The 24,393-nt window shown below is 42.1% G+C and carries 24 protein-coding genes, 1 pseudogene and 1 other annotated feature; of the genes and pseudogenes, 18 read left to right on the top strand and 7 right to left on the bottom strand.

What is annotated here, in order from left to right; all coding sequences use genetic code 11:
• Nucleotides 1–137 precede the first annotated feature (137 nt).
• A pseudogene (locus BS1321_RS16890) lies at nucleotides 138–239 on the top strand (DinB family protein); the annotation flags it as partial.
• Nucleotides 240–283: 44 nt separating this feature from the next.
• Here BS1321_RS16890 and BS1321_RS16895 read toward each other — a convergent pair.
• Complete coding sequence (locus BS1321_RS16895) at nucleotides 284–703, bottom strand: hypothetical protein (RefSeq protein WP_063235876.1); 420 nt, start codon at nucleotides 701–703, stop codon at nucleotides 284–286.
• Between the two features lie 357 nt (nucleotides 704–1,060).
• On the opposite strand from BS1321_RS16895, the gene desA reads away from it, so the two are divergent.
• From desA to hxlB, 9 genes are all read left to right on the top strand, one after another.
• Nucleotides 1,061–2,092: a Delta(5) desaturase DesA gene (gene desA / locus BS1321_RS16900; protein ID WP_063235877.1), complete on the top strand. Its 1,032-nt coding sequence runs from the start codon at nucleotides 1,061–1,063 to the stop codon at nucleotides 2,090–2,092.
• Nucleotides 2,093–2,185: 93 nt separating this feature from the next.
• A complete protein-coding gene (locus BS1321_RS16905) occupies nucleotides 2,186–2,731 on the top strand; it encodes a response regulator transcription factor (RefSeq protein WP_063235878.1) in 546 nt (181 codons plus the stop codon).
• 67 nt (nucleotides 2,732–2,798) lie between these two features.
• Nucleotides 2,799–3,017 (top strand) — a binding site (T-box leader).
• Nucleotides 3,018–3,051: 34 nt separating this feature from the next.
• On the top strand, nucleotides 3,052–4,731 hold the full coding sequence (gene argS, locus BS1321_RS16910) for an arginine--tRNA ligase (RefSeq protein ID WP_411836535.1): 1,680 nt from the start codon (nucleotides 3,052–3,054) through the stop codon (nucleotides 4,729–4,731).
• A gap of 403 nt (nucleotides 4,732–5,134) precedes the next feature.
• Complete coding sequence (locus BS1321_RS16915; RefSeq protein WP_063235879.1) at nucleotides 5,135–6,169, top strand: LacI family DNA-binding transcriptional regulator; 1,035 nt, start codon at nucleotides 5,135–5,137, stop codon at nucleotides 6,167–6,169.
• 78 nt (nucleotides 6,170–6,247) lie between these two features.
• Entirely contained in the window at nucleotides 6,248–7,018 is a 771-nt protein-coding gene (locus BS1321_RS16920; RefSeq protein WP_063235880.1) for a sugar phosphate isomerase/epimerase family protein, read from the top strand.
• Nucleotides 7,005–7,976 (top strand): sugar kinase, encoded by a 972-nt coding sequence (locus BS1321_RS16925; RefSeq protein ID WP_063235881.1) that lies wholly within the window; start codon nucleotides 7,005–7,007, stop codon nucleotides 7,974–7,976. Before BS1321_RS16920 ends, BS1321_RS16925 begins: the two co-directional genes overlap by 14 nt.
• Nucleotides 7,958–9,241: an MFS transporter gene (locus tag BS1321_RS16930; protein ID WP_063235882.1), complete on the top strand. Its 1,284-nt coding sequence runs from the start codon at nucleotides 7,958–7,960 to the stop codon at nucleotides 9,239–9,241. The genes BS1321_RS16925 and BS1321_RS16930 overlap by 19 nt, the downstream gene beginning before the upstream one ends.
• Nucleotides 9,238–9,870: a 3-hexulose-6-phosphate synthase gene (gene hxlA / locus BS1321_RS16935; protein ID WP_063235883.1), complete on the top strand. Its 633-nt coding sequence runs from the start codon at nucleotides 9,238–9,240 to the stop codon at nucleotides 9,868–9,870. Before BS1321_RS16930 ends, hxlA begins: the two co-directional genes overlap by 4 nt.
• Nucleotides 9,867–10,418 (top strand): 6-phospho-3-hexuloisomerase, encoded by a 552-nt coding sequence (gene hxlB, locus BS1321_RS16940; RefSeq protein ID WP_230161454.1) that lies wholly within the window; start codon nucleotides 9,867–9,869, stop codon nucleotides 10,416–10,418. Before hxlA ends, hxlB begins: the two co-directional genes overlap by 4 nt.
• A gap of 110 nt (nucleotides 10,419–10,528) precedes the next feature.
• Here the strand turns inward: hxlB and BS1321_RS16945 are convergent, their stop codons facing one another.
• Together BS1321_RS16945 and BS1321_RS16950 are read right to left on the bottom strand one after the other, a co-directional pair.
• A complete protein-coding gene (locus BS1321_RS16945; RefSeq protein ID WP_094246626.1) occupies nucleotides 10,529–11,710 on the bottom strand; it encodes an NAD(P)/FAD-dependent oxidoreductase in 1,182 nt (393 codons plus the stop codon).
• A 39-nt stretch (nucleotides 11,711–11,749) separates the two neighbouring features.
• Nucleotides 11,750–12,181, bottom strand: coding sequence for a helical membrane plugin domain-containing protein (locus BS1321_RS16950; RefSeq protein WP_094246627.1), 432 nt, complete (start codon nucleotides 12,179–12,181; stop codon nucleotides 11,750–11,752).
• 323 nt (nucleotides 12,182–12,504) lie between these two features.
• Here BS1321_RS16950 and BS1321_RS27550 point away from each other — a divergent pair, with 323 nt between their 5' ends.
• Nucleotides 12,505–12,675, top strand: coding sequence for a hypothetical protein (locus tag BS1321_RS27550; RefSeq protein WP_155726503.1), 171 nt, complete (start codon nucleotides 12,505–12,507; stop codon nucleotides 12,673–12,675).
• A 292-nt stretch (nucleotides 12,676–12,967) separates the two neighbouring features.
• On the opposite strand, the gene BS1321_RS16955 is transcribed toward BS1321_RS27550, so the two are convergent.
• On the bottom strand, nucleotides 12,968–13,552 hold the full coding sequence (locus BS1321_RS16955) for a DJ-1/PfpI family protein (protein ID WP_063235083.1): 585 nt from the start codon (nucleotides 13,550–13,552) through the stop codon (nucleotides 12,968–12,970).
• Nucleotides 13,553–13,702: 150 nt separating this feature from the next.
• Between BS1321_RS16955 and BS1321_RS16960 the strand changes: the two genes are divergently transcribed.
• Together BS1321_RS16960 and BS1321_RS16965 are read left to right on the top strand one after the other, a co-directional pair.
• The gene (locus BS1321_RS16960; protein ID WP_063235084.1) at nucleotides 13,703–14,134 is read left to right on the top strand and encodes an Lrp/AsnC family transcriptional regulator; all 432 of its coding nucleotides are present in this window, start codon (nucleotides 13,703–13,705) and stop codon (nucleotides 14,132–14,134) included.
• A 119-nt stretch (nucleotides 14,135–14,253) separates the two neighbouring features.
• On the top strand, nucleotides 14,254–15,081 hold the full coding sequence (locus BS1321_RS16965) for an STAS domain-containing protein (RefSeq protein ID WP_094246628.1): 828 nt from the start codon (nucleotides 14,254–14,256) through the stop codon (nucleotides 15,079–15,081).
• Between the two features lie 291 nt (nucleotides 15,082–15,372).
• On the opposite strand, the gene BS1321_RS16970 is transcribed toward BS1321_RS16965, so the two are convergent.
• Nucleotides 15,373–15,897 carry a GNAT family N-acetyltransferase gene (locus BS1321_RS16970; protein WP_063235085.1) on the bottom strand — a complete coding sequence of 175 codons (525 nt, stop codon included), beginning with the start codon at nucleotides 15,895–15,897 and terminating at the stop codon, nucleotides 15,373–15,375.
• Nucleotides 15,898–16,055: 158 nt separating this feature from the next.
• Here BS1321_RS16970 and BS1321_RS27875 point away from each other — a divergent pair, with 158 nt between their 5' ends.
• On the top strand, nucleotides 16,056–16,202 hold the full coding sequence (locus BS1321_RS27875; protein ID WP_162268747.1) for a hypothetical protein: 147 nt from the start codon (nucleotides 16,056–16,058) through the stop codon (nucleotides 16,200–16,202).
• Nucleotides 16,203–16,319: 117 nt separating this feature from the next.
• On the top strand, nucleotides 16,320–17,285 hold the full coding sequence (locus tag BS1321_RS16975) for a quinone oxidoreductase family protein (RefSeq protein ID WP_063235167.1): 966 nt from the start codon (nucleotides 16,320–16,322) through the stop codon (nucleotides 17,283–17,285).
• 391 nt (nucleotides 17,286–17,676) lie between these two features.
• Here the strand turns inward: BS1321_RS16975 and BS1321_RS16985 are convergent, their stop codons facing one another.
• On the bottom strand, nucleotides 17,677–19,065 hold the full coding sequence (locus BS1321_RS16985; protein WP_063235087.1) for a hypothetical protein: 1,389 nt from the start codon (nucleotides 19,063–19,065) through the stop codon (nucleotides 17,677–17,679).
• 228 nt (nucleotides 19,066–19,293) lie between these two features.
• Here BS1321_RS16985 and BS1321_RS16990 point away from each other — a divergent pair, with 228 nt between their 5' ends.
• Nucleotides 19,294–21,054 (top strand): hypothetical protein, encoded by a 1,761-nt coding sequence (locus tag BS1321_RS16990; RefSeq protein WP_155726504.1) that lies wholly within the window; start codon nucleotides 19,294–19,296, stop codon nucleotides 21,052–21,054.
• 121 nt (nucleotides 21,055–21,175) lie between these two features.
• On the opposite strand, the gene BS1321_RS16995 is transcribed toward BS1321_RS16990, so the two are convergent.
• A complete protein-coding gene (locus BS1321_RS16995) occupies nucleotides 21,176–21,868 on the bottom strand; it encodes an FHA domain-containing protein (protein ID WP_063235089.1) in 693 nt (230 codons plus the stop codon).
• Nucleotides 21,869–22,046: 178 nt separating this feature from the next.
• Here BS1321_RS16995 and BS1321_RS28525 point away from each other — a divergent pair, with 178 nt between their 5' ends.
• A complete protein-coding gene (locus BS1321_RS28525) occupies nucleotides 22,047–22,178 on the top strand; it encodes a hypothetical protein (RefSeq protein WP_257790325.1) in 132 nt (43 codons plus the stop codon).
• Nucleotides 22,179–22,896: 718 nt separating this feature from the next.
• Nucleotides 22,897–24,354, top strand: coding sequence for a protein adenylyltransferase SelO (locus BS1321_RS17000; RefSeq protein WP_063235090.1), 1,458 nt, complete (start codon nucleotides 22,897–22,899; stop codon nucleotides 24,352–24,354).
• Nucleotides 24,355–24,393 lie beyond the last annotated feature (39 nt).

The following is a 24,393-nucleotide window of genomic DNA, read 5'->3' on the forward strand; positions in this document are numbered from 1 at the left end:
CAATTATTTTATTCCCCTTTGTAAAATTTAACTTTACTAGTTTACTATGGAGAATAGCCTTTAAAATAGAGGTACATTGTGGAAAGGCCCTATATAGAAGAAAATAGGGATATAAAAAGGATTTACGATTATGCTGTGGAACATATCACCGTGGCAATATCACAGCCATGTTACGCCAAATGGGTTATGCTTCTACTTCGACGGATTATGGTCTTTATTTATTTTTAAAAAGACAGTAACTAAAGATTAATGTTGATATTTTTAGAAATAGGACTTGGTAGTCCTATATATGGTTTCTTTTAAGTAAAAATCTTGGAGATGGAAGGATTTCTTGTTCAGCTTCAAAATAAGCGAGTTTATTTGGTATGCAGGATATAATTGACGGCATCCCCATCCCAACAGCTTTTTCTAAGGCAGTTAATAAGGGTAGCTCCTTACCGTCAATATCTTCATCCCAGGATATTACATAACAAGAGTGTTCAGCACCATTCTGTTTCAGTAATTTAGCTATATCTACTGGATCTGAATTAGGTTTTGGAATCTCAATGATATACTCTTCACGAAGAGTTGTTCTGTAAGTATGACAGAGTCGACTTAAGGCATCTTTGCGTTTCTTGGCTGAAGACAATTCGAACAGAACTCTATCTTGGAGCCTTTTGGTGAAAAATGATTTTACAATTATTTTCTCCATTTCCTTATCCAATCTAATCCCCCTTTACAGCTTTTTAACTGGTAAATCCTTATAGTCTAAGCCTATCATAAGTAGCATTTGTTGATAACAAACCTCTCTCTAAAATCATTTTACTTACTATTGTATTATCAAAATTGTCATGCCTTCGAGATTTATGACAGTTCATTTTACGTTTACCGTGGAGGGTAGTGTGGCATTGTCGAAAATAGGAAAGGTAAACCAGCTTTTACTGGTTTAGCTTGTTTGCCGTTGAAAATGACTTGTACATGACATTTGTCATCTTCTAGTCATGACACCTGGTACTAATAATTTCAGGTTGATTTCTTTATACTATGAATAACGACAAATAAAAGGAAGTGCAATTGAATAATGACCTTGCAAAATACGAAGAACTTGAGAAAACAAATTGCTCCTTTTGAACAATCAACGACAAAGCAAAGTATATGGCAGATCGTCAATACCTTGGGGCCGTTCATCATTCTATGGTACCTAGCATATATAAGTCTTTCCGTTTCTTATTGGTTAACTTTAATTCCAGCCGTGATTGCAGCTGGCTTCTTGACAAGAATATTCATTATTTTCCATGATTGTACGCATCATTCATTTTTCAAAAGCCGCCGTGCGAATAGAGCAGTCGGTACGATCATGGGTGTTTTGACTTTATTCCCGTTTGATCAGTGGGGGCATGAGCATTCTGTGCATCACGCAACAAGCGGTAATTTGGATAAGCGGGGTACAGGAGATATTTGGACCCTTACGGTAGATGAATATTTGGCTGCACCGCTTAAAATTCGTTTTGCCTATCGTTTTTATCGCAATCCATTGGTTATGTTTGGTTTAGGTCCAATTTATGTATTCCTTCTTAAAAATAGATTTAACCGTAAAGGTGCTAGAAAGAAGGAGAAAATGAATACGTATTTGACGAATGCTTTAATCGTCGTATTAGCAACATTGCTTTGCCTGGCAGTAGGCTGGCAGTCGTTCCTTCTGGTACAAGGTTCCATTTTCATGATTTCTGGTTCAGTGGGCATTTGGCTGTTTTACGTCCAGCACACATTTGAGGACTCTTATTTTGAAGAAAATGAGGAGTGGGAATATGTATTAGCAGCAGTGGAAGGAAGTTCTTTTTATAAGCTTCCAAAACTGATGCAGTTCCTTACTGGTAATATCGGTTACCATCATGTTCACCATTTAAGTCCAAGGGTACCTAACTATAAATTGGAAATGGCTCACAATAATACGCAGCCTTTAAAGAACGTTCCAACGATTACTCTTGCGACAAGCTTGCGCTCACTCCGTTTCCGTTTATGGGATGAGGAATCCAAGAATTTTGTTGGATTTAAAGACATAAAATATTTAACGAAAAAAAGCGTTTCCGCTCAAGTGAAATCTGAACTGTAACGTTCATGTATCATTTCAGACTCCCTTATTAATCCTTGGATTTTGGGGAGTCTTTGTTTCATATAAGGAACTCGATAAAGGAGAGAACTTAAAATGATTCGAATTGTCATTGCAGAAGATCAGCAAATGCTGTTAGAGGCAATAAGTTCTCTACTCAATCTTGAAGAAGATATAGAAATTGTCGGGCAAGCCAGTAATGGAGAAGAAGCGATGTCACTTGTACAGCAATTACAGCCTGATGTTTGTATCATGGATATGGAGATGCCTGTAATGAGCGGACTTGAGGCAGCGGAATCTTTAAAGTCATTTGAATGCAAAGTGGTCATTTTAACGACATTTCGAAGGACTGGTTATTTTCAACTCGCATTAAAAGCTAATGTAAGTGGTTATTTATTGAAGGATAGCCCGGGTGAAGAGTTAGCCTGCTCGATTCGCAGCATAATGGATGGCAAGCGAATATACTCCCCAGAACTTATAGATGAGTCTTCCAGCAATAATGGCCGGGAAATGGGAGTGTTAGGGCTTTTAGCCGATGGTCAATCCAAAATTGAACCGTCTAATCAGCTAAGCGGCACAATAGGGACAGTTAGGAAATATCTTTCGACCATCAAGGATAAAATGAAGTTACCGGCTGGTTAGGATTTGTTTCTTAAATCCTGTTGACACGTTTTTTTAAATTGTGTACTATGGATTAAATTATAATATTGAAAATTCTGTGATGAAGAGAGTAGTTCATTTTGAAATGGAAAGCGAGTTAGGGATGGTGGGAGCCTAATGCAGGACGGATGAATGAAGCGCACTTTGGAGAAATTTCTTGAAACGTTTAGTAGGGAAAATCGGGGAGTCACCTCGTTAACAATGGAAAGTGGTCACAATTTGTGGCAACTAGAGTGGTACCACGGGAATCTATGCTCTCGTCTCTTATTTAGAGGCGGGGGCTTTTTTGTTTAGGAGGGAAAATGACGATGAATAAACCAATTGCAGAATTGATTTCAACTGCTTTGAACAATGAAATGCCAGCAAGTGAAATAGAAAAATTAATGGAAAAGCCAAAATTGATGGAGTTAGGTGATGTCGCCTTTCCGTGCTTTACTCTTGCGAAAAAATTCAAAAAATCGCCTCAAGTGATTGCGTCTGAAATAGCCCAACAATTAAACAGTAAGTTGATCCAAGAAGTGAACGTAGTGGGGGGTTATCTGAATATCTTCGTCAATCAACAGATGGTGACGGAAAACGTGCTGCAAACGATATTAAGGGAAAAGGATCAGTATGGTTCGATGCAGCCTGTACAGGAAAATGTCGTGATTGATTATTCCTCCCCGAATATTGCCAAGCCTTTTTCCATGGGGCACTTACGCTCAACGGTCATAGGGAATGCGCTGGCTAACATTGCCGAAAAAAACGGCTACAATGCAGTGCGTATTAATCATTTAGGAGATTGGGGCACGCAATTCGGTAAGTTGATTGTCGCGTATAAGCTGTGGGGCGACAAAGAGGCAATCGAAGCTTCGCCGATTGAGGAATTATTGAAAATCTATGTGAAGTTCCATGAAAGAGCTGAAACGGATGAATCGTTGAATGAACAAGCACGCGCAAGCTTCAAGTCGCTTGAAGATGGGGACGAGGAAGCACTGGCATTGTGGAAATGGTTCAGGGATGCGTCTCTAAAAGAATTTGAGACGATTTACGATTTATTGGGCATCCGTTTTGATTCCTATGCCGGCGAAGCGTTTTACAATGACAAAATGGATGCTGTTGTCGGGGAACTAAAAGAAAAAGGCTTACTTACCTTATCCGAAGGTGCCTATGTCGTGCAATTGGAAGATATGCCGCCTTGTTTGATTACGAAAACGGATGGTGCGACACTTTATGCCACGCGTGATTTAGCTGCAGCCATGTATCGTAAAATACAGTATGAGGCGAAGAAAACATTTTATGTTGTCGGAAACGAACAATCCCTGCACTTTAAGCAACTCTTTAACGTCATAGAAAAAATGGGCTATGATTGGTCAAAAGATTTGCAGCACGTAGCATTTGGCATGATGTTAAAAGACGGTAAGAAAATGTCGACACGTAAAGGGAAAGTCGTGCTGCTTGCGGATGTATTGGCAGAGGCGATCGAAACTGCGAAGCGCAATATTGAAGAAAAAAATCAAGCGCTTGAACAGAAAGAGCTGGTTGCAAGACAGGTTGGTGTCGGAGCGGTAATCTTTAATGATTTAAAAAATAACCGTATGAACGATATTGATTTTTCATTAGAGCAAATGATGAATTTTGAGGGAGAAACGGGTCCATATGTACAGTACACATTTGCGCGAATTTCCTCATTGCTTGAAAAAGGTGAATTTAAAGAGCAGGCCATCCAGTATGACGCTTTAGGAGAATATGCGTGGTCAGTCATCCAGCTGCTGGAGCAATACCCGATCATTGTCCAAAAATCATTTGAACAAGCCGACCCATCACAAATCGCGAAATTTAGCTTGCAGTTATCGCGTGCATTCAATAAGTATTATGCACATACGAAAATCTTAGTTGAAGATGAATGGAAACAAATGAAGCTCTCATTCGCTTTTTCTGTTGCGATTGTTTTAAAGGATGCGCTAAGTTTATTGGGAATTTCGGCGCCGACTAAAATGTAAGTTTAAATATCCCTGCAAAAAAAGGAATCCATTTTGATCTTTCAAAATGGATTCTTTAAATAAAATGGAAGCAAAATTGCCTACTCGATGTCATCGAACAATAAGGGGGATTTATCATCAAGTTCACCGTTGAATTGATCGTGATTTTCTGTATCTAAGTCAACCCTGGTGCAGTGATACTACTTTATTTTTCATATGCTTCACGGTAAAATTGGTTTTCTAATTTTTAAACAAAGAGTATTTATTCAGGAACCGGAAGAAGAAGCTCGTGTATCAAACGCATGCTCTGCTATTTAAAATTGATGTGAGAAGAATTTGAATAAAATGGATTGACATTCATTGGTAATGTGTTAATATTTATAAAAATGGAACCGGTTCCAAAATTCGCGAATGGATGAATGTAATGGTTAAACAAGAAAACGCAAAAGTTACAATTTACGATGTTGCTAGAGAAGCAGGTGTTTCAAAAACCTCCGTTTCCCGTTATTTAGGGGGGAGATATGATGAACTCTCTGACAAAACCCGTAAGAAAATCGAGCTGGCGATCAACAAAATGGAGTACCGCCCAAACACGATGGCAAGAGGGCTCAAAAGCAATAAGAGTTATTTGATTGGAATCATCGTGGCGGACATCAACAATCCATATACGACGGCCATCCTTCGGGGGGCTGAGGATATATGCAGCCAGAATGGATATAATCTGATGATTTGCAATTCGGATAATAACCCCGAGAAGGAAAGAGGCTATTTTGATATGCTTCTATCCCATCGCATCGACGGACTTATCATTCATACGACTGGCGGAAATCACGACATGCTAAAACAGATGCAAGAGCAAAAGACCCCGATCATCCTTTTGGATCGGAAGGTGCCAGATCTTGAAATCGATACGGTAGGATTGGATAATTTTCAGGCTACTTCACAAGCGGTCAATTATTTGGTTGGCCAAAATTATGAACGAATTGCTTTTTTCAGTGAACCTGCAAGCAAGGTCAGTACCAGGTATGAACGGCGGCTATCCTTTCAGCAAACGCTGATGAGCCACAGTCATCCGAGTTCAGGTGATGTTTATGAAGTCAATGTCGACGATTTAAAAGATGTCGAGTCCAAGCTCCAGCATTTTTTAGATGACTCAAAAGGAGTATCAAGAGCTATATTGACGGCAAATAGCGTCGTGCTATTAAAATTAATTTTACTTTTACAAGAAAAGAAACTGTCGGTCCCGGAAGATTTAGCCATGATGGGATTTGATAATCCTGATTGGAGCACCATTGTTTATTCGGGCATTACAACGATTGAACAGCCCACATACCAGATAGGGGTCGCTGCTATGGAAATGATCCTGCGCCGCATTGATGGACAGGTTTCCCCAGCGCAGACAATGGCGTATCAAGCGAAATTGAATGTTAGGCAAACGACGCCTTTTATACAGAAATAAGTCTTCTAAGCATGGAAGACTTTATTTAAAAGTAAAATGGTACCGGTACCATTTATTCAAAAGGAGGAAGGATAAACGATGAAAGTCTTTGTATGCATGAATTCAATACCACTGGAAGTGCTTCAAACACTCGGACATCTTGAAATTATAAAAGCGTCAGCGGCTGCCGGAGCTGATGGAATCGAAATCAGAAGAGAGCTATTGGGCCCGGATGATACGTTGGAAGAATTGGGTGCCTTATGCAGGGAGCTTAACTTGGACATTTATTATTCCGCTCCTGATTTCCTGATCGGAACAAACCATCAAATGAATGAAATAGGTTTTAAACGTTTGGCAAGGGAAGCGGATGAACTGGGAGCGGAATTGCTGAAGATGCCTCTAGGAAACTACGATTTCTTTAAAACTGATATGTTTCGAATGAATGAGGTCTTGGTGGAAAATCTGCAAAACCGTGAATTAAAAATCACCATCGAGAACGATCAAACGCTGGGCGGTGGAAATGTAAACCGGATCGCTCATTTCCTGAGTCGCACCGAAAAGTTGGATATCCCGATTAGATTGACATTTGATACGGGCAACTGGCTGTATACAGAAGAAGTTCCAATGAAGGCTGCGAAAGATTTAGCGGGATATGTGGACTATATTCATTTGAAGCAAGTGAAGCGCGAGAAAGAGGAATGGGTGACCGAGCCGGTATCTTTGCCGCTGCAGCCTGATGTAATAGAGTTAATGGAACGTTTCAGTGGTACATGCCCGAGAGCGATAGAATTCCCGGTAACCCTGGAAAATGTAGAAACCTATATTTCACACATGAAAATGGAGCGGGGTGTTAGCCATGAGCGAGCTTAAGGTATTGACGATGGGAGAGGCTATGGCGATGTTCATAGCGGATGAGCCAGGGAATCTTGAAGACTGCTTTAGTTATAAACGTTATGTGGCGGGGGCGGAAACGAATGTAGCGATTGGCCTGTCAAGGTTAGGGGTTAAAACTGCATGGATGAGCAAAGTGGGGGATGATTCGTTCGGGCGCATGATTATGAAAACGCTCACAAATGAGGGGGTGGATGTCTCCAATGTTTTGGTGGATCCACTCAATCCAACTGGGTTCCAGTTAAAATCGAAAGTCGAACAAGGAGATCCGGTCGTTGAGTACTTTAGGAAGAATTCAAGTGCGAGTAAGATTTCCCTGGAGGACTTTCCCCTGGAGAAGCTCCCTTCAACTCAGCACCTGCATTTAACGGGGATACCTCCTGCCATTTCCAGTAGTTTCAGAGAGCTGTCGTGGCAAGTCTTGAATCATATGAAACAAAAGGGTGTAACCGTTTCATTTGATCCAAATCTGCGTCCATCACTCTGGCCGAATGAAAGGGAGATGATCAGCATCGTCAATATGTTTGCGGAAGAGGCGGATTGGCTGCTTCCCGGAATGCAGGAAGGTGAAATTCTTACAGGATACAGCAACAAGGAGGATATCGCCAGTTACTACCTCGAACTCGGCGTTAAGCTTGTGGTGATTAAACTCGGGGAAGAAGGAGCCTACTTTGCGACCCAAAATGAAAGGAAGGAGGTACCTGGTTTTGCCGTAACGGAAGTCGTGGATACCGTAGGGGCAGGAGACGGGTTTGCTGTCGGGGTAATTAGCGCTTTACTGGAAGGGGCATCGTATGAAGAAGCAGTTTTACGCGGAAATGCGATAGGGGCTAAGGCCGTGATGTCTCCCGGAGATCACGAAGGCCTCCCTAATATGGAAGAGCTAGAACACTTTATGAAAAAAGGAGTGCTTCAATCATGTCTCAATTACAAGTAGCTTCGAGAAAAAGGTGGATGAGATTGATCCCCCTAGTGTTCATCACATACAGTCTTGCATATCTCGACCGTGCCAACTATGGGTTTGGAGTAGCGGGAGGAATGGGGGAAGACCTTAATATCACAGCCGGGGTATCTTCCTTTCTGGCCGCGCTGTTTTTCCTTGGTTATTTCTTCTTTCAAGTTCCAGGTGCACATTATGCAGAAAAGAAAAGTGCCAAGATCCTGATTTTTTGGAGCTTGATTCTCTGGGGAGGACTGGCCACATTGACGGGGATGGCGACAAGTGTGGCATGGCTCTATCCGATTCGCTTCCTGCTTGGTGTTGTTGAAAGCGCTGTTATGCCTGCGATGCTCGTTTTCCTTAGCCACTGGTTCCTAAAAGAAGAACGTTCCCGGGCCAACACCTTTTTGATTCTGGGGAATCCTGTTACTGTATTGTGGATGTCGATCCTTTCCGGCTACCTATTGAAGGCATTCGACTGGAGATGGCTGTTCATCATTGAAGGACTTCCGGCTGTCCTGTGGGCGTTTATCTGGTATAAGCTCGCCAATGACCGTCCCAAAGATGCCAAGTGGCTTACAAATCAGGAAAAGCAAGATATGGAAGCGACCCTCCAGAAAGAACAGGCTGCATTAAAACCTGTAAAAAATTATAGGGAAGCTTTTAAGTCAAAGCAGGTCATCGTGCTCAGTATCCAATACTTCATGTGGAGCATCGGGGTTTATGGGTTCGTCATGTGGCTGCCGTCCATTATTAAACAGGCGTCGAACATGGATATAGTGGCAACGGGCTGGCTTTCATCCGGACCTTATTTGTTAGCGGTCATATCGATGCTGGCACTATCCTATTTTTCGGATAAAACATTAAATCGGAAAACGTTCGTTTGGACATCGCTGCTTGTCGGGGCAATCGCATTCTTCGGGTCCTTCATGCTCGGCACATCGAATTTCTGGCTTTCATATGCCCTGTTGGTCATTGCAGGCGGTGCGATGTATGCCCCGTATGGACCGTTCTTTGCCATCATTCCTGAAATCCTTCCAAGAAATGTGGCTGGCGGAGCAATGGCCCTGATCAATAGCATGGGGGCGCTTGGCTCATTTGTAGGTGCCTATTTCGTCGGATATTTAAACGGATTGACCGGCGGGCCTGGAGCATCCTATATTTTCATGGCGGGATCTTTATTGATTTCAGCGTTACTCACATTGATGGTTAAAAAGCCTGCGGTTACGCCAGTCAAGCAAATGGAGGTGGTTTCGTCTTGAAGATTCAGCTGGCGTTGGATCGCATGAATATGGAGGAAGCCATTGAAATGGCACGAAGCGTGGAAGCCTCGATTGATTGGATTGAGGTGGGGACTTCTCTGATTAAAGAGTTCGGAGTGAACAGCATCAAAGAAATGAAAAATCACTTTCCTGAAAAAAAAATCATTGCCGACATGAAGACGATGGACAATGCGGCTTATGAAATGGATCTTTGCTTTCAAAGCGGGGCTGATGTAGCTACGGTAATGGGGGCTGCATCGGATGTAACCATCCAAAAATGCCTGGAAAAAGCGTGTGAATACAAGGGGCAGATCATGATTGATTTATTGAATGTATCCGATACCCGGCTTGATCAATTACGGATTTACAGTCAGGCAATATTCTGTGAGCATGTAAGCAAGGACAGCCAGGAGAATTCAGGTCATGCCATGATCAATATGAGAAATCATGCTGGGTCCATGAGAGCTGCAGCAGGAGGGATCACTCTTTCGTCCTTGCCTGTTATGATCAGGAAGGGGCTTGATGTCATTATCATTGGCTCGGCGATTACAAAAGCAAAGTATCCAGCAGAAGCTGCCCGTCTAATTAAGGAAACGGTGAATGGGGAGAAAGGTGTGAAGGAAGTTTGAAAAAGGAAATTGCGGTTATTTTAGAAGAAATGAACGGTGTATTTCACAAAATGGACGGAGGGGAAACGGATGCGCTCCTAAAAAATTTACGGTCTGACACCAGGATCTTCATCGTGGGTGAAGGCAGATCGGGCTTCATGGCCAAAGCCTTTGCGATGAGATTGATGCACCTTGGCTTAAACGTCTATGCAGTCGGGGAAACGATTACTCCTTCTATTGCAAAAGACGATCTGATCATAGCCATTAGCGGGAGCGGCTCGACCAAAAGTGTGATATCGGTTGCGGCAAAAGGCAGGGAAGTGGGATGCAAGGTGTTTTCGATCACGACTAATGACCAATCGGATTTAGCGAATGTCTCTCATGAGGTCTTGGTGATTCCGGCTGCAACGAAAAATCGCTTGGAACATGAAACGAAAAGCGTCCAGCCGTTAAGTTCATTGTTTGATCAATGTGTACATGTTTTATGTGATGCAGTATGCTTGGACTATTCATTAACCCAGTCCATAAGCCACGAGCTTACTTATTCCAAACATAGTAATGTAGAGTGAAATATGGCGGGCTCCTTCAGTGGGGGCCCGCCTTTTTTGAAACGAAAAATGCCCTTATTTCCAAACGGGAATAAAGGGCATGTACCGTGACATGTCACGGCGATAATAAATTAATAAGCTAGGCTGAATAGGGCTTTGATGTGTGTTAGATAGCGAACATTACTTGCTTCTTTCATCAATGTAGCCGGCAGACCTTTAAGGGACGTGTTATTGGCCCCAACGGTTGCCACCGCATCCTTACGGCCAAGGCTCGCAAGTGTACCTGAGTTTACAGGTGAAAATTCTTCAAGTTTCTTGCCTTCAAAGGCTGCATATAGGTTGTATCCAACAAGCTCGCCCATTTGCCAAGCATTTTGTGCAGTAGGAGCGTATGGACGTCCGCCTTCTGGAGGGAAAGCAACGGCGCTGTCCCCGACAACGAATACGTCATTATGGGATTTGGATTGCAAGAACTCATTAACGGTTGCTTTACCGCGATCCACTTCAAGGCCTGATTCGCCTACGATAGGAAGAGCCGCAACTCCGCCTGTCCAAACAAGCGTATTGGCAGTTATCGTTTGTCCGTCTTTCAATTCGATTTGATTTCCTTTAACACCCGTTACAGGCAGACCTGTCAAGAATTCAACGCCGCGTGCTTCCAAGCTTGTCATCGCACGTTCGATTAAGTGATCAGGCAGGACCGGAAGAATTTTTGGACCAGCTTCAACAAGCTTGATTTTCAAATCCTTGAAGTCCACTCCGAACTTTTTAGCGATTTTAGGGAAATGATCCACGATTTCACCGATTAACTCAACGCCCGTCAATCCGCCGCCGCCGATCACGATGGTTGCGTCCGCTTCATTATTGGTTTGTGCATATTCGCGGATGCGATCTTCGATATGTTTGTAAATCTTGTTTGCATCATTTACGGATTTCAAGACCATGCTGTTTTCCTCAAGTCCCGGAATGCCGAAGAATCCTGTTTGGCTTCCCAAAGCAACAACCAGGGCATCATAAGATAAAGTGGAACCATTGGCAAGTTTCACTTCTTTGTTATCGACTGAGAAAGACTCCACTTTGGAAATGATAAGGTCGATATCTTTTCCTTTGAAAAGCTTTTCCAAAGGAATGGAAACGGCTTGTTCAGAAATGGATCCGCCTGCAAGACGGTGTAATTCGGTGATGATTTGGTGCGTTGAAAATTGATTCACCACTGTAACCTGAACTTCATCTTTATTGTAATATTCACGTACGGATAAGGCAGATAGTAATCCTGCGTAACCTGCACCTAAGATGATGATTTGTTTTGACATAGTTAATCCCCCGTCCTTACTGATTGAAAGTTTATCAAATTATTTTTGGTTATTACGTTCTGAAGAGACCTCAAGAAAAGCTTGGGCGAAACGGAAAAGTTTTTGTGCTTGCGGATCTTTCATCATCCTTAACAGACCGAAAAGACCGATCACATCATTATTCACTTCAGCACGATCCTTAGCTTCGATGGCATTAGCCGCAAGCCCTTTTACTGAATGTACTACAGGTGTCGCGATCTCCGAAATGGCGCTGACCGTATCATTTTTCAAAACATCATCAGTCGCAACCGATTGAGCGAAATCATAAGACTTTGTTAAAATATTCACTAATTCAGTCAGTTTTGGTAACTGCTCAACTAAAGTGTTCAATGATTCCTGAACCTCAGGCTTTAATAATTGGTCCAGTACATCTAATTGTTTTTGGCGGGCATTAAGTTGTTCAGTTTGTGATTGGGTAATCGTTTCTGACATATCCAATTCTCCTTTGCATTAAGCATTTTGTTGATATAAATAGAAAAACTTGTAAAATATTACACAATGTGTGACAAGAAGAAATACTAACAAAAATGTAATAAAAGCTATCCTATAGTATATCCCTTTAGTTCCATGAAAACAGCTGATTTTTTAAAAAAGATCCATAAAATAATCATTTCCTGCTTTTTCGAAGTACAAATTCCAAAGAGAGATACCATTTTTCCCCTAAATTGGACTTTAAGAGGTTGTCTATCATCGTCCCCCTATCATACATATTTCCATCTTGATTTGCCATCCTAAAATGATGGAGGTGAAAAAATGTGACTGATTCAGAATCTAAACTTACAGAAGAGAATAATGATAAGAAGCTTCATAAACTGGTTGGCAGTATGGAGTATACTAAAGCGCAACTTTTGGAAGGTATGAATGGAATTTCTGAAGTTTACCTCAAAAACAGTGAGGAAGGCACATCGGAAACACCTGATAAATAAGATTGTTGTGTAAGCATAGCGAAACATTTATGTTTACTTAAAATATCAAAACCAACCGAAAACAATGGCTTGAGGAAAACATTCAAAGCGTTGAAGATAAATTCGCCAATGGCGAGCTGGATAGTCTGGATGTCATTCGACAGTATGGGTCATCATCGAATATGCAACGAATAAAGTCCTTCCAGAATCAACAAAACAGTTAGTGAATCCATGAAAACCCGTTCATTGGCTTATTGGAAGTGACGTGAAAAAGATTCCGAATTCATTCGGAACCTTTTTCATCAGCACATTTTTAATGGAAGCCCATCAATTCCCTCACATGTTTACAATTTTCTTTTGAAGTGAGCATTTCCAAGAGCGTAAAGGCCACATCGAATGCTGTGGAAGGATTGTAGGATGTAATGATATTGTCCGTGATGACAATCGGTTCATTAACGACAATCGCACCAAAATCTTTTAGCTGCCCCTGTCTCTTACTGGTTGGATGGTTGTACGTAGTGGCCTTTCTTCCATCCAATATCCCGCTTTTTCCTAATGGGAGAGAACCTACACAAATGGTTGCTATGATTTTGTTCTTGTTATGAAAATACTTGATCACATCAAGAAACCTCTGATCATAGGCATCCTCATAGAAACCGGCTTCTTCAAAACCTCCTGGAATGGCCAAAGCATCGAAGTCATCAAGGTTCACTTGATCGATAGTCAATTCGGGCTGCACGATGAAATTCCATGTGCATTTCAATTGTTCATGAAGTCCCACCGTAACCAGATCAGTGGTACCATCACCCTCTAATTTATTCCAGCCCAATACATCCGTAAACACACTTGCTTCAACCGCTTCGAATCCATTGGATAGCAGCATCAATACTTTTTTCATAGCAGCATCCCCCTTATTTATATTTGTATTTATTATATAAAATTGAAATTGCCTAATACATACGATAAATTATGTAATCATCTCGCTTCTGTTTATTTTATAATGTATTTAATGGATTTTTATTAATAATAAAAAGTGGGAGTGATTGAAATGGATCGAACGGACAAAAAGATACTTTCCTTGCTGGAGAATAATGGGCGCATGTCCATGAAAGAACTGGCACATGAAGTTTCCTTAACGGCTCCAGCAACGAAAGAACGTGTGAATAAATTAGAGGAAAGCGGAGTGATAAAAGGATATAAAACCGAAATATCACTTGAAAAACTTGATAGGAGCATAACGGCATTCATATTATTCGAAACGGATAGATGCAAAGACTTTTATCAATTTAGCTTGAACCATCCGGAAGTACTGGAATGCCACCGGTTAGCCGGTCAATACAGTTATTTGATTAAAATTAGTACATTTTCCATGGAAACGCTGGAGGACTTCGTTGATGAAGCCATTAAATATGGGAAATCGTCCACCCACCTGATATTTTCTTCTGCATCGAAAAATGTTTTTTCAGGCGAGAAGATGTAACCGGTTTTTACCCATTTACATCTTTAATATGAGCAATCAGCAGGAAAAAACTTCACCTATATAGAAAGTAATTAGTAACAAAAATCACAGTTGGAAGTTCAAAAAGGGAGTGGAGAAGGGTGAGTTTTGTTTATGAGGAAGAAAAAATAATGGAATTCCTTTTGCAGAATAAAAGTGAATTTGAAGAATATCTTTTATCAGAAGCTGTCAATGTCAGGGATAAAATCGAAGAAATTCTGCTGATTGGAAATGTCGACCTTTTGAATAATGCACATAAGCTCATCCGATATATAGTGGAACAGAATGAAACGGATATGATTACCTTTGCCGAACAAGAGGGAGTTACATGGGCCACCCACTCCTTGACGCTTTCATTCAAGCTGGAATGGATTCAGGCCCTCCGCAGAACTCTTTGGACCTTTCTTTATAAGTTCGAAAGTGCAAAAGTAGTGTTTAGTGAATCCAAGACCTTTTTTGAATTAGAGAAAAAAGTGAATGAAAAGGTTGATGTATTTCTTAAATCCTTTTTCGTCAGTTACTCCGATTACAAAGATAAATTGATCCTGGCTCAGCAAAACTTGGTGGAAAATCTATCCGTCCCAATCATTCCAGTCAATTCCACCACCTGTGTCCTTCCGTTAATTGGGACAATCGATTATTCACGAATACGGATAATTGAGGAAAAAGTATTGATGGAGATAGGGAAGCTGCGGATACAGACCTTGATCTTGGATTTATCCGGTATCATTGAAATGGAAGTTGAAATGATCAATGATTTAATGAAAATCCTCGATGGAACGGCAATGATGGGGTGTAAAGCTGTTGTGACTGGATTACGCCCTGAAGTTGTTACGAAAATGATCCGTTCAGGGGTTCAGGTAGATAATAAAGCAGAAACAAAAGGGACGCTGCAGCAGGCCTTGAAGGACTATCTTGTAATCACCTAAATCGTGAAGTGGGAGTCGCTATGTTTTGGTGACTTTTTTTTGTGGGTAATTTGGGATATTAAGGGAATTTATTTGTTGTTTTTTTCGACTCGAATAAGTAAATGGAATGGGGAACGGATGCTCCGAACAAACCAAATCTAGGTTCCAGTTGATTTCAGAAATCCGCTCCCTTTCCGCCGACTGTCTGCCAAGCCTCATCAAAGCAAGCGTCTGTGGGGTCTCGACTAGCCAGTTATTCGGCAGGAGTGTCGCAAATTTCTTAAATGGAACCCTCCAAAGAAGGTTTTCGTTTCACTTCAGCAAGGAATAGACATATGTATCATGAGGGATGCCGTTTTGGTAAATATAACTCCTTAATATTCCTTCCTGGATGAAGCCCAGCTTAAGCAACAGCTCACTTGATGGACTGTTTTCCAGAAAAACGACCGCGCCAATGCGGGTTAAATCAAGGTCGTTGAAACCGTAAGCGATAATTTCTCTAAGAGCTTCTGACGCATATCCTTTCCGCCAATGTGCAGGATGGATTTCATATCCGATTTCCGCCCGTCTGTATTTGGGACTGTGGGCATGAAAGCCGATAGTGCCAATTAATTCTTGCGTATCTTTTCTTTCAATTCCCCATCGAACCGCCCGTTTTTCAAGATAGTTTTTCGCAAAGGATGCTACAATATCATTCGCCTGTTCGATATTTTCCAATGAATCCTGCCCATAAAAGCGGGTGACTTCATCTTTTGATAAACATTGGAATAGAGCTTCCGCATCACTTTCACGAATTTCCCGTAATCGTAACCTTTCCGTGTTCAATACAGGAAACATAGTATTCCCTCCTCATATATCAGTTTTATATCTATTCGGTCTCCACGAGATTTTTCCTTTATTTTGAAGTGCCTATTTTGCCGGTATTTTCGGGAGTAATCGGACAAGCTAACATTAGCAGGCATTAAACATTTATTGAATTTAAGGGGAGATAGATCATGGGAAAAAAACATCGTAACCGTACCGGTTCACCGAAAAAGAATAACCATATTCCGAAAGCGGACATCATTGCAGAACATGAAGCACACGGTAAGGAATTTTCTGCAAATAAACGAAAGAACGGTCCTGGTTCCAATTCAGATTGAGTAATCTTAGTGACCGCTCTTGCCTTTAAAGGGCAGGGCGGTTATTTGTGTTTCTTGCCATCAAACGGTTCATCCTATATCTTAAAGAATGAAGAAGCATTGAAGGGAGTTAGGATGATGAAAGCACTTGTCTTTGATAATTTTGGCGGACCGGAAGTCCTGTCTGTAAGGGAAATTGCAGAACCTGAACATTCAAAATCAGCCGTGATCGTTCGAATGAAAGCGATCGGCTTGAATTTTGCTGATATATATAGAAGGAAAGGGAATTATCATTTGGTGGGTGATCCCCCATTCATTTTAGGTTATGAAGGGGCCGGTGTCATCGAATATGTCGGGGAAGATGTCTATCATGTGAAAGCCGGTGATCGTGTCGGGTTCGCTGATGTTCCCCATGCCAATGCGGAGCTGGTTTCTGTTCCAGCTGATAAACTGTTACCTCTGCCTGAGGGCATTTCCTTTGAAACGGCCGCAACCGTTTTACTTCAAGGATTGACTGCCCAATATTTAACTCATGACAGCCATTCAGTTACAGAAGGGGAAACCATTCTGGTCCATGCCGCTGCAGGTGGAGTCGGTCAATTAATGACACAGATGATCAGGATGAAGGGCGGTCAGGTCATTGGCTTGACCTCATCAAATGATAAAGCGGCTGTTGCCAAACAAATGGGTGCGGATCATGTTTTCCTTTACGGATCTGACTGGGTGGATTCCATTAAGGATGTAACCGGCGGTAAAGGCGTTGATGTCGTTTATGAATCAGTGGGCCAAACCTTGATGGATAGTTTCGAGGCGACCAAGACTGGAGGGACTGTGGTGTTTTTTGGTATGGCAGGCGGTGATCCAGAGAAAATCGACCCTAGAATGTTAATGGATACATCCAAGGCATTAATAGGTGGAGACCTTTGGAACGTCCTGACTACCCATGAAGAACGGACAAGAAGAACAGCAGAGCTGTTCCAATGGATTCTGTCAGGGAAAATCCTCATCAAGGAACCGACTCTTTTTTCGTTGGAAAATGGGGCGGATGCACATAGACTTCTTGAAGGCCGGGAAAGTTCGGGGAAAATATTATTAATACCATAACGAGTCATGTGGGCTTTCCATTTTAAATGGGGGCCCATTTCCTTTACCCGAATAGTGGCCTGCCGCATTCAACACCTTATTCATATTGATGATCAGAACCTTTTTTAGTTCCTTTATATAGACCCTTTCTAAGACCCTTAGAATAACTCCATAATAAATGCCTTTGCCCTTACAGGGGTTATGGCCTGCCGTCAAAACAACATGCTGCCCAAGTTCCCTTATTCACAAGATCCATATTCAATACACGAATTCAGAGGAGAAATCCACAGTGGGCCAATCACCAAACCACAATCGTCATTCTGCAATTCACAGTCGGCTTTCGTTACAAGCAAAAAAAAGAGAACGGATCCGCTCTCTTCGAAAACATATGACATATTAAAAGGCTGTGAATTTAAGATGAAATGGAGAGAACATCAAGACGCTCCTTTTGGATCGCGAAATAGGATTGGAGGGTTTCTTTCTTCTTTGTGAGAGGGAAGTTCCGGACAGACGGAGCGACTGCATGATTGCCGAATTTAAGTAGCAAGGTCAACAGCCTGTCCAACTGGCCATATGTATCGTTTCTAATGCGCGCCATATACTCGGCAGCGATCTGCTTATCATCGGTACTTTTCCTTTTTCCTTCTGCCCCAGATTCTTCGGTCACAGTCTTTACACGGGAAATGAGCCATGTTTCGCACCAGTCGTTCAGCACATGGCGGATGAAGTCCGCTTGATGGTACTTATGGAGAATAGGCTCGATATGTTCAGCCATTTCTAAATCATTCACTTCCCGGCAGAGAGCTTTCTCGGAAATGTTTCTATGAAAATGAGCGCGTTCAAGCAGGCTTTTGATGGATTCTGCCTGGTGGGCATACTTGACCATCTGTTCCAATGTCTCGTTGTACATGATCTTGCTTAAATAAGCAGAGGCTTGTTTTGGGGCAAGAAGTAACTGCTTATTGGCAGGAAGTGCCTGGCCAAATTTCTTAAGAGAATGAGAATAGACGAAACGGGCTAACTTCTGCAGTTCCTTTTGGATATCATTGGAGGTGTTTGTCGCTTCTTGCAGAAATGAACGGAAAATATATTTGCCGACCCGTTCCAATTCCCTGCATACTGAATCATTGATATGCCCAAGGTAGCCAGAGTTAAAAATCGTTCTCCGCAACAATGTCCGTTCCGCCCTATTTTCCTTATACTGCTCCAAGACGCCTTCGGTAAAGGTGAATACCAGAACTTCTTTCTTTGAAAAAGCCCTGCTCGCAAAAGAAATCGTCACTAAATGGCTTAAAGCGTCATGGATTGCATCGACTGCATCTAATAAGCGCTGCCTTGTGAATAGCGAGCTGGAATCAGGAACGATTTCATTATAATCAAATAGTACTTCTTCAGATTTCAAAACAGACATTCGGAAAGCACCCATAAGCAGCAGCCGTTTTCCATGAATCTTTAAGGTTTTGAAAGCATCGCTATAAAAGAAACGGTATTTCTTGCAATAACGGTCCGTCTTCCTGTTATAGCCAAGATTACTTGCAGGACCAAGGTTAAACTTATAAAAAATATCTTCACCTTGATGAACAGGCACAAACACTTTTTTTAGTGATCCTTGTGGTGCGGTGAATTTATTGATGATCTGCCTTAAATACTTTTCTGTCGTTCCGACTCCTCGGGCCATCATATGAAGCGGGCTCTGGATGACCCCGTCCCAATCACTGTGGAGCAAGGCATACAAACACGTATCGAATTCAGTGGAAGATACATTCCTTAATAGGTATTGGTAAGTTTCTTCATATATCATAAGGCATCCATCCTTTTCTAGAGTCTATATAAACATTAAATCGGTAAAAGTAGCATCATTGGAGTAAATAGTTTTGGAAGTTTTTTGACGTTATTTCGATATATTTAAAAAATAGTAAATTAGTTGTACAAAAGTGATAAAATGGGTAAATGGGAACATACATGACAAGGAGAGATTTTTAAAACCATGATACTTTCACTACTCGTTTTCATCTTGAAAGGAATTTTAATGAAAATACCATTTGCCATATTGGGACTTTCCATGATTCCGCAGAGATGGACAAACGCAATCACCAAAAAGGATATACCTTTTTTCATTGAACAAGTGCTGAGACTTTTAGTTTCTGCTGTCGTATTGTTTTTCGTTATCGATATCATGCTGCTGGATATTACTGCCGCTGCATTCTTTTCGAGTTTTGCCATTATTCTTGGGCTCATTCTCATCATCGATTCAAGAATGTATATGTACAGTGCGAGTGAATCTTCAAGTACCCGACGGAATCGGAGGGGAGATGTAGCTGCGAAGCAACCAAAAACACCTTGGAACGTACATTTCAATAGTTTGATAGGTGTCGTTTTGATTGCAGCATGGGTCATCATGCTGTTTTACCCGATCACTTTTGCCGCAGATCTGCATGGATTGGCGAAGGTCGATAAGAAAAAAGAGCTGGAAGAAGTTCAAGATATAAAAACCATGCCGCTTGTTACAGTGAAAATGGCTGACGCAAAAGGCGATGCAGCGATTAATAAAATTGAAAATGCATCATATTTCACTGAAGGCGAATACCGTCTAACCAATATAAATGGTGAATTGGCTTATACATCACCCATTGAAATGGACGGGTTTTTGAAAGCAGGGAAAGCGGAATACACGCCAGGTTATAATCTGATTTCCGCCGTATCAACGGATAAAGGGGCAAGTACTGTCAAAGGGAAGATGCTGTATGCTCCCTCACAGTACCTCGATCATGATTTGGAAAGGACCATCCGCAAGGCATATCCGAATAAAATCATCCATGATTCATATTTGGAACCGGACGAAGATGGAAAGCCCTTCTTCGTAGCTTCAGTCGGACATTATTTGAAATACCGCAGCGGTCCCGTAGTGGACGGGGTGGTATTGGTAAATCCGGAAACGGGAGACACGAAATACTATCCAAAAGGAAAAGAACCTAAATGGGTGGATAGAACATTCACATTGGAAACAGCCCTGGAATATTGGACCTACTGGGGAAAATATGTTCACGGGTGGAAAAACCAGTCCCTGATTGGGCCGAAGAAAGATGTCCTGATTCCTAATGAGGATAATATGCAAGTTACGTTTAACGAAAAAGGCGAATTGATTTATGTAGTGGACTTTACCCGGGCTAAATCAAAAGGCAACTCCAAAACCCTTGTAGGTTATGGCGTTTTCAATGCCAAAACCGGTGAAATGACGTACTATAAAGGCGTCACGTCCGTTTTAACTGGCAAGGAAGCAAAATCCAACGCCAATGCGAGTGAGTTTTTGTCTAAATATCCAGGCTGGAAAGCAACTAATGGAATTTTCTATACGATTTATGGTGCTCCCACTTATGTCATTCCGGTTACAAAGGGCAGCAAGTTCCAAGGAGTGGCGATTGTTTACGCCAATAGCGATAATCCTCAAGTGGTCTTTGGGAAAACGAAAGACGAAGCTTTCCGTAATTATAAAAAACTGATTGCCTCATTAGGGAAAGTCAGCGGTGTGACGCCTCAAAAAGGATTTGAAATGAAAGAAATAAAGGGGAAGGTAATAAGGATAAATGATGCCAATCTCTCAAATGGATACGTATTCCATTTAATCGTCGAAGGCAATACCAAGAGGTTCTCGGTGGACCCAGGTGTCAATGCGCTATCTGATATTGTGTTGACGAATGTAGGAGACCGGGTTGTGCTGAAGGTGATGGATATGGAAGAAGACATCGTTCCAGTCGATGAATTCACTAATCTAGACTTACCAAAGAAGTGATAATGGACCAGTGGATATCGGAATGATGGAAGAGTGGATACCTGCTTGCCATCTCCAATAAACATGAAAAAAAAGCATTGTTATCCGCAATGCTTTTTTTCATGTCTTCGAATGATTTTCATTATAAGTCCGATAGATTGAATGAAAGGATGGATTCCATATAATATCCCTTTTGAATGACGGCTTTTATTGCGAAGTGCCCATTTATCCGTTTCCGCACCCGGTACAGGAGTGAAGCGATTTCTTCTGCAGTCACAATTTGCTCGGGATCACCGACTCTCTCTGGCCATACTTGCTGGACAATCTCTTCCTTTGAAATAAGGTTGTCCAAATTCTCATAAAGCAGCTTAAAGCAATTGAATTCCTTAGTCGGCATTTTAATGGGTGATTCTTCATTGATGATCACGGTCTGAAGGTGCTCATTGATAGCTACGGTTTGCTGGATATCCGAGTTCACCGGCGTGAAATCCCGTGTTAAATCGTTGTCGATGGAAATCATAAATTCAATCAATCCATTAACCAAAGTAATTGAATCCCCCGGTTCAATGTGACAGGGATTGCCCGGTACGAGCGGCATCTGGTTCACCGAGGTACCGTGTTTGCTTGCCAAATCCTCAATGAGTAGCTGTCCTTCCTCCATATAAATCCGGCAATGTTCCCTGGAAACAAAGTCATTGTAAAGCTTGAAATCAGCTTTGGAGTGCTGGCTTGCACGGCCGATCAGCAGGCTTTTCCCTTCAAATACATAGGAGAATTCCTCGGTTTGACCTTTGTGCATGGTCCTCAATACAACCTTGAAAGTTTTATAGATCATTCACTTCATACCCCTTAAAAAATCTGAAAATTTAAATTATTTTCATGAATTTATCATTTTGGCTACATGGCTGTTTAGTGGGTTCAATTTTATAATTATAAATTATCAGTCGCTTACTTACTAACGAAAAATGAAAAAATACAAATTAGGCACACAGCCATTATAACAAAGAGGAACGATGGATGAAGAAGAAACTCTATTTTTGCTGATATTCGCTTTGACTGTGGGAGGAGAATTTTTATGGCGTTTCCTCAAAGCCGACCAGGCAGCACCGGAAGAAGTATGCGATGAAAATGTACCTTACGCTTGAACGCAATGGAAAAGGAGTTGACCAAAGGTGAGTATGTGGAGAGATAGGATAAATGCCTTCAGCATCCTGCTGATGATCATTAGCATGATGGTATATATTATTTTTCCCCAGCCCTTTACCCTCATTCTGTACTGTATATTTGGCATTGCCTTTATCAGCCTGACTTTACTGAATTAAGCATATCCTGGATTAGAAGAGGGATGTGGGAGAAGAGGAAGAAGACAGAAAAAGGTGGGGGAGGCATGCTGAAAACATGAATCCTCCACACGATTAGAAAGTTTCAGTTCACCTGTTTGTGAAAATCATGATGATAAAAAAGCCTGCCGAATTAACGGCAGGCTTTTTTTGATGTGAAAATCTTGATGAAATTGTAACTATTACACTAAATTAACTTAAAAATCTTGAACCAATTCCGTACGGGAGTTAAACCGCATCACAATTGTAAAAGCGGAAATGCAGATCGATAAAGATATTCAAAGGAGAAGCAGCAGGAACCGATGAGGATATTGGCGCTTCACAAAATCGTTTTATGAAATCCCGGGACGCGTCATGAATTTAACATGACTTTAAAAGAGCCATTTTTATGCAGAAACGGTATAATTAATAGGCAGAGGTAGACATTAAAAAATGGACTGCAACTGAGTTTTATCGCGTGTATTAACTGAATATGAGTGAAAGAACCTTTATACAAAAAGTCAAAATAAGAAAAGGAGAAACCATGACAAATGAAACGGGATGGAATTTAGACAATAGCTATGCACGTCTTCCGGAAAAGTTTTTCACGAGCACGAACCCGACTCCTGTAAGTTCACCGGAGTTGGTCATTCTCAATGAGAGTTTGGCTGGAACTCTTGGTTTGGACGTTAAGTCGCTCCAAAGCGAAGATGGCGTGGCGGTGTTTGCCGGAAACGAGCTTCCTGAAGGTGCTTCGCCTCTTGCCCAAGCATACGCGGGGCATCAATTCGGTCATTTTAACATGTTAGGGGACGGCCGGGCGATATTGCTTGGCGAGCAGGTCTTGCCCGAAGGCGATAGGGTCGATATCCAGCTGAAGGGTCCAGGAAGAACGCCGTACTCCCGCGGGGGCGATGGCCGGGCTGCGCTTGGACCGATGCTGCGCGAATACATCATCAGCGAGGCGATGAACGGGCTCGGCATTCCTACCACCCGAAGTCTGGCAGTGGTGACGACCGGTGAAACGGTAATCCGTGAAACGGGGCTGCCTGGTGCCATCATGACCCGTGTTGCTTCGAGTCATCTTCGTGTCGGAACTTTTCAATTCGCTGCAAAATGGGGCACGATCGAGGAACTCCGGACACTTGCCGACTATGCCATTAAGCGTCATTTTCCAGACATTGAAACCGATGAAAGCCGTTATCTTTCGCTGCTGCAGGAAGTGGTCAAGCGTCAGGCAAAGCTCATTGCCCAATGGCAGCTGGTTGGCTTCATTCATGGGGTGATGAACACCGACAACATGACGATTAGCGGGGAAACCATCGATTATGGACCTTGCGCCTTCATGGATGCCTATGACCCTGCAACAGTATTCAGTTCAATTGATACACAAGGCCGCTATGCCTATGGTAACCAGCCGGTTATTGGGGGGTGGAATCTTGCGCGATTCGCTGAATCCTTATTGCCGCTGTTTCATGATGACATGGATCAGGCCGTTACACTGGCCCAAGATAAGATTTCCGTTTTTAACGATCTGTATCACGCTAATTGGTTAGCGGGAATGAGGGCGAAGCTGGGGATATTCAATGAAGAGACTCAGGATGAAGCCCTTATTAATGGCATCCTCAGTATGATGAAAAAGCATGGTGCCGACTATACCAATACCTTCCGTGCTTTGACCTTTGATAAAATGGAGGATACGGTCCTTTTCGGGACACCGGAATTCGCTCAGTGGCAAGAGCTATGGCAGGCAAGACTGGGCAGGCAGAAGGAATCGAAAGAATCTTCGAATCAGTTGATGCAGAACAGCAATCCTGCAGTGATCCCACGGAACCACCGGGTGGAAGAGGCATTGGAAGCGGCGGTGGAACAAGGGGACTACAGCGTGATGGAACGGCTATTGGCTGTTCTTTCAAATCCTTATGCACACTGCGAAGAACAAGCTGAATACTCGACACTGCCTGAGTCAACAAAACCTTACCGGACCTTTTGCGGTACCTGATTATAAGTTAGTTTTTGCGTGCATGGAGATAATGAAGGA

The organism is Peribacillus simplex NBRC 15720 = DSM 1321 (genome assembly GCF_002243645.1).
Classification (GTDB): Bacteria; Bacillota; Bacilli; order Bacillales; family DSM-1321; genus Peribacillus; species Peribacillus simplex.

Excerpts from the sequence above, each read along its gene's own strand:
- desA (WP_063235877.1), top strand. The coding sequence starts at position 1,061 with ATGACCTTGCAAAATACGAAGAACTTGAGAAAACAAATTGCTCCTTTT.
- BS1321_RS16905 (WP_063235878.1), top strand. The coding sequence starts at position 2,186 with ATGATTCGAATTGTCATTGCAGAAGATCAGCAAATGCTGTTAGAGGCA.
- argS (WP_411836535.1), top strand. The coding sequence starts at position 3,052 with ATGACGATGAATAAACCAATTGCAGAATTGATTTCAACTGCTTTGAAC.
- BS1321_RS16915 (WP_063235879.1), top strand. The coding sequence starts at position 5,135 with ATGGTTAAACAAGAAAACGCAAAAGTTACAATTTACGATGTTGCTAGA.
- BS1321_RS16920 (WP_063235880.1), top strand. The coding sequence starts at position 6,248 with ATGAAAGTCTTTGTATGCATGAATTCAATACCACTGGAAGTGCTTCAA.
- BS1321_RS16925 (WP_063235881.1), top strand. The coding sequence starts at position 7,005 with ATGAGCGAGCTTAAGGTATTGACGATGGGAGAGGCTATGGCGATGTTC.
- BS1321_RS16930 (WP_063235882.1), top strand. The coding sequence starts at position 7,958 with ATGTCTCAATTACAAGTAGCTTCGAGAAAAAGGTGGATGAGATTGATC.
- BS1321_RS16945 (WP_094246626.1), bottom strand. The coding sequence starts at position 11,710 with ATGTCAAAACAAATCATCATCTTAGGTGCAGGTTACGCAGGATTACTA.
- BS1321_RS16950 (WP_094246627.1), bottom strand. The coding sequence starts at position 12,181 with ATGTCAGAAACGATTACCCAATCACAAACTGAACAACTTAATGCCCGC.
- BS1321_RS16955 (WP_063235083.1), bottom strand. The coding sequence starts at position 13,552 with ATGAAAAAAGTATTGATGCTGCTATCCAATGGATTCGAAGCGGTTGAA.
- BS1321_RS16960 (WP_063235084.1), top strand. The coding sequence starts at position 13,703 with ATGGATCGAACGGACAAAAAGATACTTTCCTTGCTGGAGAATAATGGG.
- BS1321_RS16970 (WP_063235085.1), bottom strand. The coding sequence starts at position 15,897 with ATGTTTCCTGTATTGAACACGGAAAGGTTACGATTACGGGAAATTCGT.
- BS1321_RS27875 (WP_162268747.1), top strand. The coding sequence starts at position 16,056 with ATGGGAAAAAAACATCGTAACCGTACCGGTTCACCGAAAAAGAATAAC.
- BS1321_RS16975 (WP_063235167.1), top strand. The coding sequence starts at position 16,320 with ATGAAAGCACTTGTCTTTGATAATTTTGGCGGACCGGAAGTCCTGTCT.
- BS1321_RS16985 (WP_063235087.1), bottom strand. The coding sequence starts at position 19,065 with ATGATATATGAAGAAACTTACCAATACCTATTAAGGAATGTATCTTCC.
- BS1321_RS16990 (WP_155726504.1), top strand. The coding sequence starts at position 19,294 with ATGAAAATACCATTTGCCATATTGGGACTTTCCATGATTCCGCAGAGA.
- BS1321_RS16995 (WP_063235089.1), bottom strand. The coding sequence starts at position 21,868 with ATGATCTATAAAACTTTCAAGGTTGTATTGAGGACCATGCACAAAGGT.
- BS1321_RS28525 (WP_257790325.1), top strand. The coding sequence starts at position 22,047 with ATGGATGAAGAAGAAACTCTATTTTTGCTGATATTCGCTTTGACTGTG.
- BS1321_RS17000 (WP_063235090.1), top strand. The coding sequence starts at position 22,897 with ATGACAAATGAAACGGGATGGAATTTAGACAATAGCTATGCACGTCTT.